This is a genomic window from Streptomyces sp. NPDC043896 (assembly GCF_056435605.1).
In genome coordinates this window covers 112,527-128,258 of the sequence record NZ_JBWKEE010000016.1, presented here as the reverse complement: position 1 = coordinate 128,258, position 15,732 = coordinate 112,527, and the positions used below count along the sequence as shown (strand labels likewise).

Sequence of the window (15,732 nt, the reverse complement as noted above, 5' to 3'; positions counted from 1 at the left end):
GTACCCCCCCCCCCACCCCCCCCACCCCCCCCCCCCCCCCCCCCCCCCCCCCCCCCCCCCCCCCCCCCCCCCGTCCCCCCCCCCCCGGGCCCCGTTCAGTGCACCCGGCTCAGTACACCAGCTTGTAGGTCACGTCCTTGGGCACCGGGTGCGGGGCGGTGTCGGTGTAGAGAAGCCGGATCGTGGTGAACCGCCGGACGCCGGGGTGCTCGGGCCAGGGCTGCGGCTCGCTCAGGGTCACCGTCACCGGGTAGGGGCGGAAGCGGCCCGCCGCGCAGTACGGGCGGCAGTCGTTGACCATGTCGGTCCCGGTGGCGGTGGCCGTGGCCGGCCCCCAGCTCCGCCAGCGCAGTGCGACGAGCCGGTTGTTGCCGTCGCCGCAGGCCAGCAGGTACTCGTCGGGGCGCACCTGGGGCTGCTCGAAGCAGTCCACGACGACGAGGGGGTCCGGGGCGGCCGGGGGCCGGGCTGCCGAGGCCGGTGCGGCGGCCGCCGCGACGGCCGCCAGGGCGCACAGGAGCGCGGCCCTGCGGGGCGCGGACGGGCCTGCTCGTACGGGCCGGGTCTGTTCCGTAGCCTCCATCAGCCCCTCCTCGCGCGTGCGTCCCGCCGCCGGCGCCGCGGCACTGCCCAGCTTTCCCCATTCGGCCGTACTCCGCACCCGCAGGGCGGCGGAGGCCCTCCGGCCTGCAAATCCGCTGGCCTCCCCCGTCCCCCGTCCGGAGAATCGCCACTCATGGGAACGGACATACACGGATTCGTGGAATGCGCGCGCCGCCGGAGGACGAGGACGTGGCGCCCCGCGATCGACATCGACCTGCTGAACGGGAGCAGGGACTACGACGCGTTCGGCTGCCTCTTCGGCGTGCGCAACTTCGCGGGCTTCCGGCCGCTGGCCGGCCGGCGCGGGCTTCCCGAGGACGTCTCGCCGGCGATCCGCGAGGAGCTCGCGGAGTGGGGGTCCGACGCGCACAGCGCCACCTGGATCAGCTGGGCGGAGCTCAAGCGGGTCGACTGGTCGGAGCCGGCGGAGCGGGTGGACGCCCGGATCCGCGAGTACCGGCGCACCGAGGACGGCTGGGTGATGACGGGCAAGGCCTCCTGGAGCCCGCGGGTCGCCGAGGTGGCCGGGCTGACGCGGCAGCGGGACCCCGGGAGGCTGATCAGGTACGAGGAGCACGACTGGCCGGAGGGCACCGAGTGGCCGGACGGCGACGGTCTCCTCTACCGCGTCGAGCGGATGACCCGGGGTGAGGCCGTACCGCCCGACGGCGAGTGGAAGCCGGTCTGGACGGTCATGGAGACCCTCGCCGCCCTGCACGGCGACGAGAACGTCAGGCTCACCGTCTGGTTCGACTGCTAGGGCCTGTCGTCAAACTTCCGTCTGCCCCGCGACGCCTGGCACGCGCTCTCGCCGCACCGGGCGGAAGCCCGAGTACGTCCAGTACGAGGGCTGCCGCCCGGCACGCCGAGAGCACGCACCAGACGCCGCGGGGCCGCCCTCCGGGCGACGACGGCAGTTTGACGACAGGCCCTAGTGCCGCCACAGCACGGGAACTCCTCCTCCCGGCCGGCGCCGCGGCCGGCCGGGAGGAGGAGGCCCTCAGGCCGTGCGGGGGGCGCGGCGCATGGCCCACAGGACCGGGCCGCCGCCCGGGAGCTGGACCTCGCCCTGGACCGTGAAGCCGAAGTGCTCGTAGACCGGCAGGTTGGACGGCTTGGAGGACTCCAGGTAGACGGGCAGGCCCGCCGCGTCGGCCTTGGCCAGGCCCGAGCGCAGCAGCGCGGATCCGTGGCCCTGGCCCTGGCCGGCCGGGTCGGCGCCGATGAGTGCCAGGTACCAGTGCGGCTCCTGCGGCGCGTGCTGGGCGGCCGCCTCGACCGCGTCGCGGAACAGGTGGGCGCGGTCGCCGAGGATCTCGGTGAGCTGCTGGATGGTCTCCGCGTCGGGGACGGACTTCTCGTGCCCCTCGGGCGACACCCAGAAGGCGGCCGCCGCGTCGGTGCGCTCGCAGACGCCGTGGCGGACGTACTGGCGGGTGTAGATGGTGCTGAAGTAGCGGGTCAGGTTCTCCTCGCGCGCGTCCTCGGCGGGGAAGAACCAGCTCATCATCGGATCGTCGTGGAAGGCGCGGGCCAGGGCACGGCTGATCGACGGGGCGTCCTCAACAGTGGCCGTCTTCGGCAGGTTTGTCATCGACATACGGGTCATTCTGCACCCGGATGATCTTCATCCCGACGGGGGGTCCCCGTTGACCGCCCACCCCTACGTACCGGTAACTTTGGCGCGGCCCAAGAGGATGCGACGCAGGGAGCGGGACCCGTGGCAGATCACGACCTGACCGGCTTCACCAGGGGCACCTTCACGCACGGCGGCGAGACGCGGCGGCTGCTGCGCCGGGGCACGGGGCCGGCGGTGATCGTCATGGCGGAGATCCCGGGCATCACGCCCAAGGTGCTGGAGTTCGCCGCGCGGGTGGCGGACGCGGGGTGCACCGCCGTGCTCCCGGTGCTGTTCGGCGAGCCCGGCCGGGACGCCGATCCGCGCACCGCCGGCTGGCCGAAGGCCGGGCGCTACGTCGCGGCGACGATGTGGCGGGTCTGCGTGAGCCGGGAGTTCACCCTGCTGGCCACCGGACGCTCCTCGCGGGTGGTGACGTGGCTGCGGGCGCTGGCCGCCGCCGAGCACGAGCGGTGCGGCGGCCCCGGGGTCGGCGCCGTCGGCATGTGCCTGACCGGCGGGTTCGCCCTGGCCATGGCCACGGACGAGCGCCTGCTCGCCCCGGTGCTCTCCCAGCCGTCGCTGCCGCTGGCCTGGACCTCCGGCCGGGCCGGCGGCATCGACATCTCCCCCGGGGAGCTGGCGGCGGTGCGCGGGCGCTGCGAGCGCGACGGGCTCCAGGTGCTGGGGCTGCGGTTCCGGGGGGACCGGCTGGTGCCCGGGGACCGGTTCGCGTTCCTGCGCCGGGAGCTGGGCGAGGCCTTCGTCGCCGTCGAGCTGGACGACGACGCGGCCGACCCCACGAGTCCCCTGCCGCCGCACTCCGTCCTGACGGAGCACCTGGTCGACGAGCCCGGGCAGCCCACGCGGCAGGCCCTGGACGCGGTCCTGGACCTGTTCCGGACGCGGCTGCTGGCGGACGGGCCCGCGCGGGCCGCCTCCCCCGCACCGGGCCCGGCCTGATCGGCCGCGGCCTCAGGCGTGCCGCCAGGACGTCTCACCCGTGCCCAGGGCGACCGTGACGCGCGAGCGCATGGGCCCCTCACCCCGCCGGGAGAGCAGGACGACCTCGTGGACCCGTGACGGCACGCTGCCCAGCCGGGCGGCGCATTCCGCGGCCAGCCGGCGCGGGTCCCGGGTGCGGCCCAGCGACAGGTGCGGGGTGAACCGCGGGAAGCGGCCACGGCAGCGGGGGAAGGGTTCCGCCAGGGTCTCCTGGAGCCGCGTCCAGGGGTCCGGCCCCGCGGCCGCCGGGTCGAGCCAGACGGTGCAGTAGGCGCGGTGCCGGAAGACCCGCACCCCGCCGAGGCGGATGACGAAGGGCTCGCACTGCGCGGCGGCGGCCGACAGGAGGGGTACGGCCGCCGGGAACTCCTCCTCCGGTACGAATCCGAAGAGCAGGTTCACGTGGGGCGGCCAGCGGCGGATCTGGGGGTCGTGTTCGACGCGGATGTCCTGGATGGGCGGCCACAGCCCGGCCGGCGGGAGCCACACGACGGCCGTCCGGGGCGTGGGGGCGACGTCCAGGAATCCTGGGGATCCGGGGAACGGGGCGTCGGCGCCGCCCCCGGCCGGGAACCGGCTCACACCGCCATCATGCCTCCGGACGGGTGCCCAAGGGGCCGGCGGGCGGATGAGGGCCCGGGCGGCGGGGCCGAGGCGGGTGACCACCGGGCCCTGGACGCCGGAGGAGGTGCCCGGTGATCCGTCCGACATCCCGAGGACGACGCTCCCGGCGGCCGGACGGCCGGACGGTTGGACGGCCGGACGGTTGGACGGCCGGTCTCCGGGCGGGGAAACCGCCGCGGTTCCCCGGCCGGTCCCGCCCGCAACGCCCGCACGTACACCCGGAGATGTACGCGGTGGAGGAAGTCGTCCCGTGGGCCGATGGCCCGGCCCGCGCCGGTTCCTAGCATCCAGGTAACGGATCAACGCACCGACGGACGGAGAGAGTTCGATGAAGCGCAGAGTCCTGGCCGGAGCGGTCGTCTCACTGCTGCTGGCCGGCACGGTCGCCGCCACCGGTCCGGCGCGGGCGGCGGCGCCGGAGCCCGGGACCGCGGGCCCCGCGATGGCACTGCCCGCGCCCGGCGGACACCAGCGGATCGGCCGGAGCGTGGTCCACCTGAGGGACGACGGCCGCGCGGACCCGTGGGTGCCGACGATGCGCAGGGAGCTCATGGTCTCGCTCTGGTACCCGGCGAGGAAGTCCTCGGAGGTGCCGGCGCCGTACATGACCGCGCAGGAGTCCGCGGCGTACACGGCGGCGAACAAGGGACTGCTCGACCGGTACGGCGTCACGCTCGACGACGACGCGTTCACCAGGGTGACGACGCACGCGACGGTCGACGCGAAGCCCCTGCGGGTGCCCGGCGGGCTGCCGCTGGTCCTGCTGTCTCCTGGCTTCGGAATGCCCCGGGCCACGTTGACGGGCCTCGCGGAGGAGCTCGCCGGCCGCGGCTACGTCGTCGCGGGGATCGGCCACAACCACGAGTCGGTCGTCACCTCCTTCCCCGACGGGACCGCCACCGGCTGCGCGGCCTGCGGCAAGGCGCCCTGGCCCGAGGTGGGCGAGGTCCGCGCCCGGGACGTCTCCTTCGTGCTGGACCGGCTCACGGGCGAGGACCGGGTGTGGAAGGAGGGCGCGGCCATCGACACGGACCGGATCGCGATGGTCGGCCACTCGGCCGGCGGTTTCAGCACCGTCCCGGCCATGCGGTCGGATCCGCGCATCAAGGCGGGCGTCAACATGGACGGCAACTTCCACGTCCTGCCCGACGGGCCCCTGGACCGCCCGCTCCTGATGCTCGGCCAGCCGGGCCATGTCCCCGGCGGCGCCGACGGGAGCTGGGAGAAGACCTGGACCGCGGCGACCGGCTGGAAGCGCTGGCTGACCGTCGACGGTACGCAGCACCTCTCCTTCACGGACCTGGCCACCCTGACCAAGCAGCTCGGCATCCCCTTCCAGTCCCTCGACGGAGACCGGGCCGACGCCGCCACGCGCGCCTACGTGTCCGCGTTCGTCGACCGGCACCTGGGCTGCCGGCCGGACCGGCTCCTGGACGGGCCCTCGGACCGGTTCCCCGAGGTGCGCTTCCACCAGCCGTAGCGCGCGGGCCCGGCCGGGGCACGCGCGGGTTTCTTAGCGGAACGTTAGATCTGGGTGCCGGACCTTGTCCGGGTCCGGCCCCGGATCCATGCTCTGGGCACCCCCCTCATCCGGGGCGTTTCCCCCTTCCCATCAGGGACTTCCGTCTGGAGCCGCCATGTCCTCGTCCGCCGTCACGCCCGAAGCGCCGCCCACGGACGAACGCGGCAGGCGCCGCCTCGCCCTGATCGGCGGTTCGCTCGGCAATCTCGTGGAGTGGTACGACTGGTTCGTCTACGCCAGCTTCGCGATCTACTTCGCCGACTCCTTCTTCCCCGGCGACAATCCGACCACCCAGCTGATGAACACTGCGGGCATCTTCGCCGTCGGCTTCCTGATGCGGCCCGTCGGCGGGTGGATCCTGGGCCGGGCCGCGGACCGCCACGGCCGCAAGAGCGCGCTCACCCTCACCGTCACGATGATGTCGGTGGCCGCGCTGCTGATCGCCGTCGCCCCGACCTACGGCCAGGCCGGGTACTTCGGCGCCGTGGTGCTGCTGCTCGCGCGCCTGCTCCAGGGGCTGAGCATCGGCGGGGAGTACGCGGCCAGCGCCACCTACCTGACCGAGGCGTCGGCCCGCAACCGGCGCGGGCTGGGCTCGTCCTTCCAGTACGTGTCGATGACCTGCGGACAGCTGCTGGGCCTGGGCATCCTGATCACGATGCAGCACACCCTCACCACGGCCCAGCTGTCCAGCTGGGGCTGGCGGATCCCGTTCGTCCTCGGGGCCCTGTTCGCGGTGGTGGTCTTCTGGCTGCGGCGGCGTCTCCAGGAGACCGACGCGTTCAAGGAGGAGTCGTCGGAGTCCCCGGACGGGGGCGCCCACGACGACAGCCCCCGCGGCTCGCTGAAGGCGCTGTGGCAGCACCGGCGGCAGGCCGGGCTGGTGATGGCGCTGACCCTCGGCGGAACCGTGGCCTACTACACGTACACCACTTACCTGACCAAGTACCTGGTCGGCAGTGCGGGCATGGCCAAGACCACGGCCACGCTGGTGAGTTTCACCGCCCTGGCGCTCTTCGCGGTGCTCCAGCCCTTCGCCGGGATGCTGTCCGACCGGATCGGCCGCCGGCCGCTGCTGATCACCTTCGCCGTGGGCTGCACGGTCGGCACGTACCCGATCATGACGGCCCTCGGTTCGGCGGACTCGTACTGGACGGCGCTGGGGCTGTCGCTGCTGGCCCTGGTGATCGTCACCGGCTACACGTCGATCAACGCGGCGGTCAAGGCGGAGCTGTTCCCGACCCGGGTGCGGGCCCTGGGCGTGGCGCTGCCGTACGCCATCGCCAACGCGCTGTTCGGCGGCACGGCCGAGTACGTGGCGCTGTGGTTCAAGAGCGGCGGCCACGAGAAGATGTTCTTCTGGTACGTGTCCGGCTGTGCGCTGGTGTCGCTCGTGACGTACGTCCTGATGCCGGACACGCGCAACGCCGCGCTGAGCCGCGCCGAGGCGGCCGAAGCGGGCGCGGCCGACGGCGGGGGCAAGCCGGCGGAGGCCGCCGCCGGGGCCGCCGCCCGCTGATCCGCACCGCTGACGCCGGGTGATCCGGTGACCGCCGCCCCGGGGCGGCGGCTGCCGTAAGCTGCCGGACCAGGTGACGGGTCCGGTCACCGGCCGCTCCCCCAGAGGTGACCGCCCATGCACGCACTGCTCGTCGAGGACGACGACCGCATGGCCCGGGCGCTCGGCACCGCCCTCGCCCAGCGGGGGCACACGGTCCGCCGGGCGGCCCGGGCGCTGGACGCCCTGCGGCACGTCCACGAGGCCGAGTTCGTCCTGCTCGACCTGGGGCTGCCCGACCTCGACGGGCTCGAACTGCTGCGCAGGCTGCGCACGGTCTGCGACGCGCCGCTGATCGTGGTGACGGCGCGCTGCGAGGAACGCGACGTCGTACAGGGGCTGCGGGCGGGCGCCGACGACTACGTCGTCAAGCCGTTCCGGACGGCCGAGCTGATGGCGCGCATCGACACGGTGCGCCGCCGGACGGACGTACGGACCGGGGCCACGGGATCCGCGGCCGGACCGGGGCCCGGCGGTCCCGTACGCCGGGGTGACGTCGAGGTGGACCCGGCGGGCCGCACCGTGACGGTGGCGGGTGCCGAAGTCCGGCTGACGCGCCGGGAGTTCGACGTGCTGGCCTTCCTCGCCGCGCGGCCGGACGAGGTGCACGCGCGGGAGGTGATCCTGGACCGGATCTGGGGGGACGCCTTCCTCGCGGCCTCCCGCTCCCTGGACGTGCACGTGGCGGGGATCCGCGCCAAGACGGGCCGGGCCGGGCTGGTGCGCACGGTACACGGGTTCGGCTACCAGCTCGGTCCTGCGGCCGGGTGCGCGGAGCGGGACGCCGGCACGTGAGGCGCAGGCTCCTCGCGGTGCTGATGGTGCTCATGGGGGCCGCCGCGCTGCTGCTGTGCGTCCCCCTGGCCGACGCGTACGCGCGGGGGCGGACCGAGCACCTGCTGCTCCAGCGGCGTTCGGAGGCGGTGCGCTTCGCCGACCTGGCCGACCGGCCGGGTACGGCCGCCGACCGGGCGGAGCTGGCGGCCGAGATCGGCCGGTACGCCGAGCTGTACGGGGCCGGGGTGGTCGTGGTCGACGCGGCGGGGGCGACGGTGGCGCGGGCCGGGTCGGGTCCGGCGCTGGAGGCCCTCACGGGCCCCGGGGCCTCCTCGGCGGCGGAGTCAGGGCAGCGTGCCCTGACCGGGCGTTCCACCGACCGGCTGCCGACGGTGCGGCCCTGGGGGCCGGCGCGGGTGGTGCTCGCGGAGCCGGTGGGGCGGGACGAGCGGGTAAGCGGCGCGGTCCTGCTGGCCGTGACCACCGACGCCGCCCGCCGGGACGTGGCGGTCCGCTGGTCGCTCATCGCCGCCGGGGCGGTCGCCGCCTTCGCCGCGGCGGCGCTGGTGGCGGCGGGGATCACGCGCTGGCTGATGCGTCCGCTGCTCGACCTGGACCGGGCGGTGGAGGGGCTGACCGCCGGGAGCCTCCAGACGCGGGCGGTCTCCGACACCGGGCCGCCGGAACTGCGGCGGCTGCGACGGCACTTCAACACGATGGCGCAGGCCCTGGCCGACTCCATCGGCCGCCAGCGCGACTTCGTCGCCGACGCCTCGCACCAGCTGCGCAATCCGCTGGCCACCCTGGTGCTCCAGCTGGAGAACGTGGAGCCGCACATCTCCCCCGGTCCGGGCCGGACCGAGCACGGCCTCGCCCTCGACGAGGCGGAGCGCCTGGAGGAACTCCTCGACGGACTGCTGGCGCTGGCGCGAGTGGAGTCGGGAGCGGCGGAACCACGGGAGCGGCAGGACGTGTCCCGGGCGGTACGGGAGCGGGTGCGTGCCTGGGCGCCCGTGTTCCGGGCCGCCGGGCTGGAGCTGACGGCCCCGGGGCTGCCCGGGGAGCTGTGGGCGCGCGCCCTGCCGGACGCCGCGGGGCGGGTCCTGGACGCGGCCCTGGACAACGCCGTGAAGTTCGTGCCGCGGGGCGGCCGCGTCGAGGTGTGCGCCCGGCGGGACGCGGACGGGGCGGCCGTCGTACGGGTCGCCGACGACGGGCCGGGCGTGCCGGAGGAGCAGCTGGAGCTGCTGCTGCGCCGCTTCGCCCGCGCGCCGGGGCACCAGAACGTGCCCGGCAGCGGTCTCGGGCTGGCCATCGCGGACGAGATCGCCCGGGTCAGCGGCGGCCGCCTGGGCGTCACCGGCGGCGTGCCGCAGGGCCTGACCGTGGAACTGCGGCTGCCGCCCCCGTGATCCGGGGCCGGCCGGTTCAGCCGTACACCGCGCGGTAGTGGGCGGCCGCGCCCGGGTGGAGGGGGACCGCGCCCGTCGAGATGGCGAAGCGGGGTTCCAGGCGGGCTCCCGCCGTCACGTCGCGCAGCAGGTCGCGCCACTGGTCGAACACCACCCGGAGCAGGTCGCCCACCGCGCCGTCGGCGACGCCCTCGCGGGCCAGGAGGTAGTTGCCGACGCCGAGGGTGCCGACCGGGCCCGGCAGTCCGTACGCCCCGGCGGGCAGGGTGACCGCCGTGTAGACGGGGCCGTGGCGTTCGCGCAGCGGGCCCACGTAGCCGTCCAGCGGGAGGAAGCGCAGCGGCATGCCGCGGGCCAGCTCGGACAGGGCCGGGGTGGGCACGCCGCCGGACCAGAACAGGGCGGCGACGGTGCCGGTGCGCAGGGCGGCCACCGACGCGGCGAGGCCCAGCTGCCGTTCGCGGGCGGGTGCGGGGTCCGCGCCGGTGCCGCTGAGTCCGGCGGCCCGCAGGATGCGCCCGGCCACCACCTGGACGCCGGATCCGGCGGCGCCCGCGGCGACCGTGCGGCCGGCGAGGTCGCGTACGGCGTGCACCGGGCCGTCCGCCGGGACGAGGAGGTGGGTGTAGTTGACGTAAACCCGGGCCAGCGCGGTCACCGCGGCCGGCCGGGAGAACGGCTCACGGCCGAGTGCCGCGTCCTCGGCGACGTCCGCCATGGCCAGGGCCAGGTCCACGGAGCCCTCGTCCAGCCTCCTGAGGTTGTCGACGCTCGCCGCGGTGTCGACGGGCACGATCTCCAGACGCCGCCCGCCGGCCGCGGCGGCCCTGGCCAGGGCCCGGCCGAAGGCGTTGTACGGGCCTCCCCGCGGCCCCGTCGCGAGCCGCAGCCTCCGCGCCGGTCCGGAGTCCGCCGTGCAGCCCGCGAGCGCGGCCGCGGCGGCGCCGAGCCCGGCCCGCAGCAGCCGCCGGCGTCCGGCCTCCGTCCCGCCGCCCGGCCCCGCAGCGGTCGTCCCCGTCCCCGTCACGGCGGCAGCGTAGCCGGTCGGCACGCGGTGGCGGGCCCGCCCGGGACGGGCCGGACGTCATGGTTGGGTGACAGGACTGCCACAACGGCGCAGCGCGGGAACTCCGGGGGCGGGCGGCGTCGTGTCCCTCCACGCGCGGGCCGGTGCGGGTCCGGCCGGGAGACACCGAGGAGCAACCCATGCAGTACGCAGCAGGCTTTCGCCGTCCGGCGGCGGCGCTCGTGGCGGCGGCCGCCGCCACCGCCTTGATGACGGGCTGCGGCCCGGCCGAGGACGGGGCGGCGGGGACGCCGTCGGCGCCTCCGGCGGCTTCGGTGCCGGCCGGCCCGACGCCCACGGCCGGCTCCTCGACCGGCGGCGGGGGCGGTGCCGCCACCGGCGGCGGGGGCGGCACCGTGCCCTCCCCTTCGGCGTCCGCGCCGGCCGGCGGCGGAGCGAAGCCCTGCACGGCCGCCGGGGTCAAGGTCTCCGAGGCCCAGCAGGCCGCGGTGCGGCCGCCGGGCACCGGAACGGGTGCCGCCATCGTCTCCGTCACCAACACCTCGAAGGACGCCTGCACGCTCAACGGTTTCCCGACGGTCGCCGGCGCGGGCCACGGCTCGCCGGACAAGAACAAGCCCCTGGCCGTGACCCAGAGCGGCAAGGCGTCCACGGTGTCGCTGGCACCGGGCGCCCGCGCCTGGACGAAGCTCACCTTCGTCAACGTCCAGGGAGAGGGGGACGGGTACTGCGTCTCGGGTGCCACGCCCTCCAGCTTCCCGACCCTCGTCATCGGTGTCCCCGGAGCGGGGGCGCACCAGATCGCCATGGACGACGGGGTGTTCGCCGAGTGCGACGACAAGGCGACCGTCACCGCCTTCTCCGCCGCCAAGCCGTCCTGACGCAAAACGCGGTGGTGCGCCCGCGGGCCCGCGCCGATACTTCACGGGCAGACCGGTCCGGCCGTGGAGGGGAAGCGATGAGGTTCACCAGGATGCTCCGCACCGCGTTGCGGGGGTCGCGCGGTGCCCTGGCGGCCGTGGCCGTAGTGGCCTCGGCCGCGGTGGTGCCCGCGGCGGGGCCCGCGTACGCCGCGCCCCGGTGCGGGGATCCGCAGGCGGCTGCGCCGGTGGAGGTGGCGCGGGTTCCGGACTGGGTGGAGTCGATCGCCGTCGACCGGCGGGGCCGGATGTTCGCCACCGCCTACTTCAGCGGCCGGGTCTACCGGATCGACGCGCCGGGCAGTACCCCGGTCGCGCTCACCGGGAACATCGGGGCCAATGGCGGGATCGTCGTGCGCGACGACGGGCAGCTCCTGGTCGGGACCGGCAACGACCTGGCGCACTCGCTGACCGGTGACCTCTTCCCCACCTCGGAGCTGCTGCGGGTGGACCCGGAGACCGGGGCGGTGAGTACGTACGCCTCCGGCCTCGGCGGGATCGACGGGGTCGCGCTCGCGCCCGACGGCACCGTGTACACGACGACCCTGGGCGGCCGGAGCATCGGCCGTGTCACTCCGGACGGGCGGGTCGACCCGGCCTGGGCGCGGGTGCCGCAGCCGAACGGGATCGCCGTCTCCCCCGACGGCGGCGAGGTGTACGTCATCCAGACCACCATCGCCCCGGGGCTCTACCGGATCCCGGCCGGCGACCCGGCGCACCCCCGGCGGTGGATCTCCGCCGACGCCTCCAACGCCCTGGCCCTGCCGGACGGGCTGACCCTGGACGGCCGGGGCCGCCCGCTGATCGCCACGCACGCGGCGGGGCAGATCTGGCGGGCGGAGGAGGGGCGGCTGTGCGCGGTGGAGTCGGGGCTGTACCTCTCCACGCAGATCACCTACGGGCGGGGCGGCGCGGGTTTCTCCGCCGGCCGGCTCTACCGGGCGGGTGTCGACGGGAAGGTCTACGAGGTGCCGGCCGGCGCGGAGTCCGGCCGCTGAACCCGGCGGGCCCGGGCGGAGCCGCCCGGCCCGCCGGCGGACCCCGCGCGTCCCCGTCAGGTCCAGGGGAGGGTGCGCCAGGGGCTGGCGGGGTCCGTGGTCAGGGCGCGGTGGGTGGCCAGGATGGTCTCGTACCACTCCCCGAACTCCTCCTCGTCGAAGTGGAGGCAGCGGCCGAGGACGTAGGCGGCCGAGAAGTCCTCCCACGAGCGGTAGTTGACCTGGACGAGGCGTCCGGCGCGGACCACGGCGGCCTCCGCCTCCCGGAGGGAGCACAGGCGGGCGGCGAGGCCCCAGCGGGCCATGCCGGACGCGCGGCCGTAGTCCCAGGCCTCGACGGAGCGGACGAAGCCGCCTTCGGGGAGCAGTCCGTCGGCGCGGAAGCGCGCCTCGTAGCGGGCGATGCGGCCGATCAGCCGCTGTACGCCGGTCACCTGGCCCTCCAGCTCGGCCGGGGTGACGGCGCGGCCCTGGCTGACGCCCTCGGCGGTCAGCCGGGGTTCGGCGGCCGCCTCGGCCCGTCGGCGCACCACGTTGCCGGCGGCCTGGCGCCAGTGCTCGACGTCGACGGGTCCGGCGAAGTCCAGCGCCATGGAGCGGCGCAGCTGGAGGACGAACTCCCACACGCCGCTGACCATGCCGGCGCGCAGCAGCTGCTCCACGGTCTGCTGCCAGTCCTCGCGGGTGGTGACGCCCCACCAGCGTTCCAGCGTGCGCTTCTCGTCGAGGTAGCCGCAGCCGTGGTAGGCCATGGAGTTCCAGTAGCGGCCGTTGCGTACGTTGATGTGCGCGCCGGCGCCGAGGCCGAAGGCGACGGGTCCGCTGCGGGGGCCGCCCACCTCCAGGGTGTGGATGACGTCCTGGGCGAGTCCGGGCCGTTCCACCTGGGCCGCGTGGCGCTGCCACAGGGCACGGCCCTCCGGCCCGGCCGGCAGGACGCCCTCGCAGGGGCTGCCGGGGTTGACGACCAGGTAGGGCGGGTCGTTCGGGTTCCAGACCTTGGCGAACCAGCCCAGGTCGTAGCAGTTGTAGACCGGGTCGGGAGCGGGCGGGGGCAGCATGCCGCCCGTGTAGACGGCCAGGCACATGGTCTGGGTCTGCGGGTTCCAGTAGGGGTGGAAGCGGGTGTTGCCCGGGTTCGCGTCGACGTCCGCCCTCGACTCCATCATGAACAGGTCCGCCCGGGCGACGAGGTCGTAGTACGCGGGCCAGTCGCCGCGCGCCTTCGCCTCGTACAGCCCCCGCTCCACCGCGCTCGGCGCCTGCCAGCCCCGCGCCGGCGTCATCGGACCGGGCAGGACTCCTCCCTCGTGACCTGCTGTCAAACCCATGGGCAAAGCCTAAGGGGTGCGCCGGGGCGGGCGGCTCGCCGGTCCGCGCGGGGTCAGCGCGCCGGGCGGGGGTCGAGCGGGGTGAGGACGCCGAGCCGGTCCTCGACCGCCTGGGCGGCGTCCAGGCACAGGTCCTCCCGGAAGGCGCGTCCGACGATCTGCACGCCTCCGGGGAGGCCGTCGTACAGGCCGGTCGGCACGGCCACGGCGGGCACGCCCACGAAGCTGGTCGCGGTGCACAGCCGCATGGCCGAGGCGACGCGGTCGCGGCCCGCCCGGTCGCGGGACTCCAGCCCCGGCTCGACGGGCGGTTCGGTGAAGGAGGGACCGAGCAACAGCGGGTACTCGTCGAGGAATCCGGCCCACGAGCGGCGGATGTTCAGCCAGGTGCCCATCAGTTCGACGAGCTCGGCGGAGGTGGCGGGCGCGGTCCTGTCCATCGCCAGCTGGATGTAGCGGTCCCCTCCTTCGCCGAGCAGTCCGCGCACCACCGGCCAGTTCGGGGCGAATTCGGTCAGCGTGATCCGGTCGTAGGCATCGAGGGCCTCGTCCAGGCGGGGTACGTCCGCCACCTCGCGCACGTCGTGGCCCGCGTCGCGGAGGGCGTCGGCCGCGTCGGCGACGGCCGCGCGGACGGCCGGGTGGACTCCGCGGCCGCCGGGGTCCGTCACCACCGCGACCTTCGCCGGTCCGGGGGGCGGGGGCCCGTAGGCCGGTACCGGGACGGCCCGCGGGTCGCGGGGGTCGGTGCCGGCCAGCGCCTCGTACGCCAGCCGCAGGTCGGCCACCCGGCGGGCCAGGGGGCCGTCCGTGACCAGCGCCTGGGAGGCCGGGCCGGGGTCGGCGGGGCCGAGGACGCGGTGGTCGGCGGGGAAGCGCCCGGGGGTGGGCTTGAGCCCGGCCACTCCGCAGAACTGGGCGGGGACGCGGACGGAGCCGCCGGAGTCGTTGCCGAGGCCGAGGGCCGCCATGCCGGTGGCGACGGCGACCGCGTCGCCCCCGCTGCTGCCGCCCGGCGTCAGGGCGGGGTCCCAGGGGTTGACGGTGTCCCCGAAGAGCTCGCTGCGCGTGTGCATCCCGGCCAGGATCAGGGTGGGTACGTTGGCGTGCCCGACCGGGATGGCCCCGGCGGCGCGCAGCCGGGCCACCGGGGGCGCGTCGGCCGGGGCCACGAGGTGGCGGAAGCGCTCGACGCCGAAGGTGGTGGGCATCCCCTCGACGGGGGTCGTCTCCTTCACGGTGAACGGCACGCCCGCGAGCGGGCCGAGGGTCGCTCCGGCGGCGCGCCGGCGGTCGGTGGCGGCGGCCGCTTCGAGCGCCCGGTCGGCCATCAGCTGCGTGACCGCGTTCACCTCCGGGTTGACCCTGGCGATCCGTTCCAGGTGGCTCTCGACGAGTTCCACGGCCGACACCTCCCCGTCGCGGACGGCGCGCGCCTGCGCTGTGGCCGGCTGCCGCCAGATGGGTTCGCTCATGGTCCGGGTCCTCCCCCTGCTCGTTGTGATGCACTTGCATCGGAACCATAGCCCAGGAAACGATGCACCCGCATCGAATAAGCTGGGGCCGCGGACGGACCGCACACCCGAGGACAGGGGGCGGGGCGCATGCCCAGGCAGGTGGACCACGAGGAGCGGCGGCGTCTGATCGCCGGGGCCGTCTGCCGGCTCGCCGACGAACACGGGCTGGAGGGCGTCACCTTGCGCGATGTCGCCGCCCGCGCGCAGGTGTCGATGGGCGCCGTCCAGCGGTGCTTCCGCACCAAGGATGAGATGCTGCTCTTCGCCCTCGGGTACGTCGGCGAGCGGATCGGCGAACGCGTCCGGGCCCGGCTGGTGCGCAGCCCCGCCCAGTCGGCGGCTTCCGCCCTGGGTCACGCCGCCACCGAGGTCGCGCTGCTGCGCGAGGAGCACCGGGCCGAGGCCCGGGTCTGGCTCGCCTTCGTCGCGCAGGCCGCCGTCAGCGCGCCGCTGGCCGAGACCCTGCGGGCGAACTACGCGGCCCTACAGGAGGCGTTCACCCAGCTCGTCGCGGAGGCCGCGGCGGGAACCGGTGCCGGGCCGGCCCTGGACGCGCGGCGCGAGGCCCGCGCCGTCCTGGCCCTGGCGGACGGCCTCACCACGCACGTCCTGATCGGCCACCTCGACCCCCGGGAGGCCGAGGAGGTGCTCCACTCCCACCTGCGCCGCCTGTGGGAGGGCCCGGCCGGCGCCGGCCGGTGACGCCGGACGGCGGAAGCGCCGGCCGGTGACGGCGGAAGCGGCGGTCCCCGCCGGGCCGCGGCCGGGCGCGCGTGCGGAACGTCACCGGCTGTGTCAGCGTGAGAGGGCACACGCCCCG

The 15,732-nt window shown here is 75.6% G+C and carries 15 protein-coding genes; 9 read left to right on the top strand and 6 right to left on the bottom strand.

Going from position 1 to position 15,732, the window contains the following annotated elements; translation table 11 throughout:
• Window positions 1-109 precede the first annotated feature (109 nt).
• On the bottom strand, window positions 110-583 hold the full coding sequence (locus AC069X_RS23310) for a hypothetical protein (protein WP_478730998.1): 474 nt from the start codon (window positions 581-583) through the stop codon (window positions 110-112).
• 153 nt (window positions 584-736) lie between these two features.
• Between AC069X_RS23310 and AC069X_RS23305 the strand changes: the two genes are divergently transcribed.
• On the top strand, window positions 737-1,363 hold the full coding sequence (locus AC069X_RS23305) for a hypothetical protein (RefSeq protein WP_478730996.1): 627 nt from the start codon (window positions 737-739) through the stop codon (window positions 1,361-1,363).
• Between the two features lie 240 nt (window positions 1,364-1,603).
• Here the strand turns inward: AC069X_RS23305 and AC069X_RS23300 are convergent, their stop codons facing one another.
• Window positions 1,604-2,212 (bottom strand): GNAT family N-acetyltransferase, encoded by a 609-nt coding sequence (locus AC069X_RS23300; RefSeq protein ID WP_478730994.1) that lies wholly within the window; start codon window positions 2,210-2,212, stop codon window positions 1,604-1,606.
• Window positions 2,213-2,323: 111 nt separating this feature from the next.
• On the opposite strand from AC069X_RS23300, the gene AC069X_RS23295 reads away from it, so the two are divergent.
• The gene (locus AC069X_RS23295) at window positions 2,324-3,184 is read left to right on the top strand and encodes a dienelactone hydrolase family protein (RefSeq protein ID WP_478730992.1); all 861 of its coding nucleotides are present in this window, start codon (window positions 2,324-2,326) and stop codon (window positions 3,182-3,184) included.
• Window positions 3,185-3,196: 12 nt separating this feature from the next.
• On the opposite strand, the gene AC069X_RS23290 is transcribed toward AC069X_RS23295, so the two are convergent.
• Window positions 3,197-3,808, bottom strand: a complete 612-nt coding sequence (locus AC069X_RS23290; RefSeq protein WP_478730990.1) for a 2'-5' RNA ligase family protein — start codon at window positions 3,806-3,808, stop codon at window positions 3,197-3,199.
• A 370-nt stretch (window positions 3,809-4,178) separates the two neighbouring features.
• On the opposite strand from AC069X_RS23290, the gene AC069X_RS23285 reads away from it, so the two are divergent.
• The 4 genes from AC069X_RS23285 to AC069X_RS23270 all read left to right on the top strand — a co-directional run bounded on the left by AC069X_RS23285 (window position 4,179) and on the right by AC069X_RS23270 (window position 9,119).
• Window positions 4,179-5,330, top strand: a complete 1,152-nt coding sequence (locus AC069X_RS23285; RefSeq protein ID WP_478730988.1) for an alpha/beta hydrolase family protein — start codon at window positions 4,179-4,181, stop codon at window positions 5,328-5,330.
• A 157-nt stretch (window positions 5,331-5,487) separates the two neighbouring features.
• Window positions 5,488-6,891 (top strand): MFS transporter, encoded by a 1,404-nt coding sequence (locus AC069X_RS23280; RefSeq protein ID WP_478730986.1) that lies wholly within the window; start codon window positions 5,488-5,490, stop codon window positions 6,889-6,891.
• A 117-nt stretch (window positions 6,892-7,008) separates the two neighbouring features.
• Window positions 7,009-7,725, top strand: coding sequence for a response regulator transcription factor (locus tag AC069X_RS23275; RefSeq protein WP_478730984.1), 717 nt, complete (start codon window positions 7,009-7,011; stop codon window positions 7,723-7,725).
• Window positions 7,722-9,119, top strand: a complete 1,398-nt coding sequence (locus AC069X_RS23270; protein WP_478730982.1) for a HAMP domain-containing sensor histidine kinase — start codon at window positions 7,722-7,724, stop codon at window positions 9,117-9,119. The genes AC069X_RS23275 and AC069X_RS23270 overlap by 4 nt, the downstream gene beginning before the upstream one ends.
• 16 nt (window positions 9,120-9,135) lie before the next feature.
• Here AC069X_RS23270 and AC069X_RS23265 read toward each other — a convergent pair whose 3' ends face one another.
• A complete protein-coding gene (locus tag AC069X_RS23265) occupies window positions 9,136-10,146 on the bottom strand; it encodes a TAXI family TRAP transporter solute-binding subunit (protein WP_478730980.1) in 1,011 nt (336 codons plus the stop codon).
• A 179-nt stretch (window positions 10,147-10,325) separates the two neighbouring features.
• Here AC069X_RS23265 and AC069X_RS23260 point away from each other — a divergent pair, with 179 nt between their 5' ends.
• Both AC069X_RS23260 and AC069X_RS23255 read left to right on the top strand, forming a co-directional pair.
• Complete coding sequence (locus AC069X_RS23260) at window positions 10,326-11,027, top strand: DUF4232 domain-containing protein (protein WP_478730978.1); 702 nt, start codon at window positions 10,326-10,328, stop codon at window positions 11,025-11,027.
• 77 nt (window positions 11,028-11,104) lie between these two features.
• Window positions 11,105-12,064: an SMP-30/gluconolactonase/LRE family protein gene (locus AC069X_RS23255; RefSeq protein WP_478730976.1), complete on the top strand. Its 960-nt coding sequence runs from the start codon at window positions 11,105-11,107 to the stop codon at window positions 12,062-12,064.
• Window positions 12,065-12,120: 56 nt separating this feature from the next.
• Here the strand turns inward: AC069X_RS23255 and AC069X_RS23250 are convergent, their stop codons facing one another.
• A complete protein-coding gene (locus tag AC069X_RS23250; RefSeq protein WP_478730974.1) occupies window positions 12,121-13,395 on the bottom strand; it encodes a DUF1266 domain-containing protein in 1,275 nt (424 codons plus the stop codon).
• A 53-nt stretch (window positions 13,396-13,448) separates the two neighbouring features.
• Complete coding sequence (locus AC069X_RS23245; protein WP_478730972.1) at window positions 13,449-14,870, bottom strand: amidase; 1,422 nt, start codon at window positions 14,868-14,870, stop codon at window positions 13,449-13,451.
• Window positions 14,871-14,999: 129 nt separating this feature from the next.
• Between AC069X_RS23245 and AC069X_RS23240 the strand changes: the two genes are divergently transcribed.
• Window positions 15,000-15,614, top strand: a complete 615-nt coding sequence (locus AC069X_RS23240) for a TetR/AcrR family transcriptional regulator (RefSeq protein WP_478730970.1) — start codon at window positions 15,000-15,002, stop codon at window positions 15,612-15,614.
• Window positions 15,615-15,732: the final 118 nt, after the last annotated feature.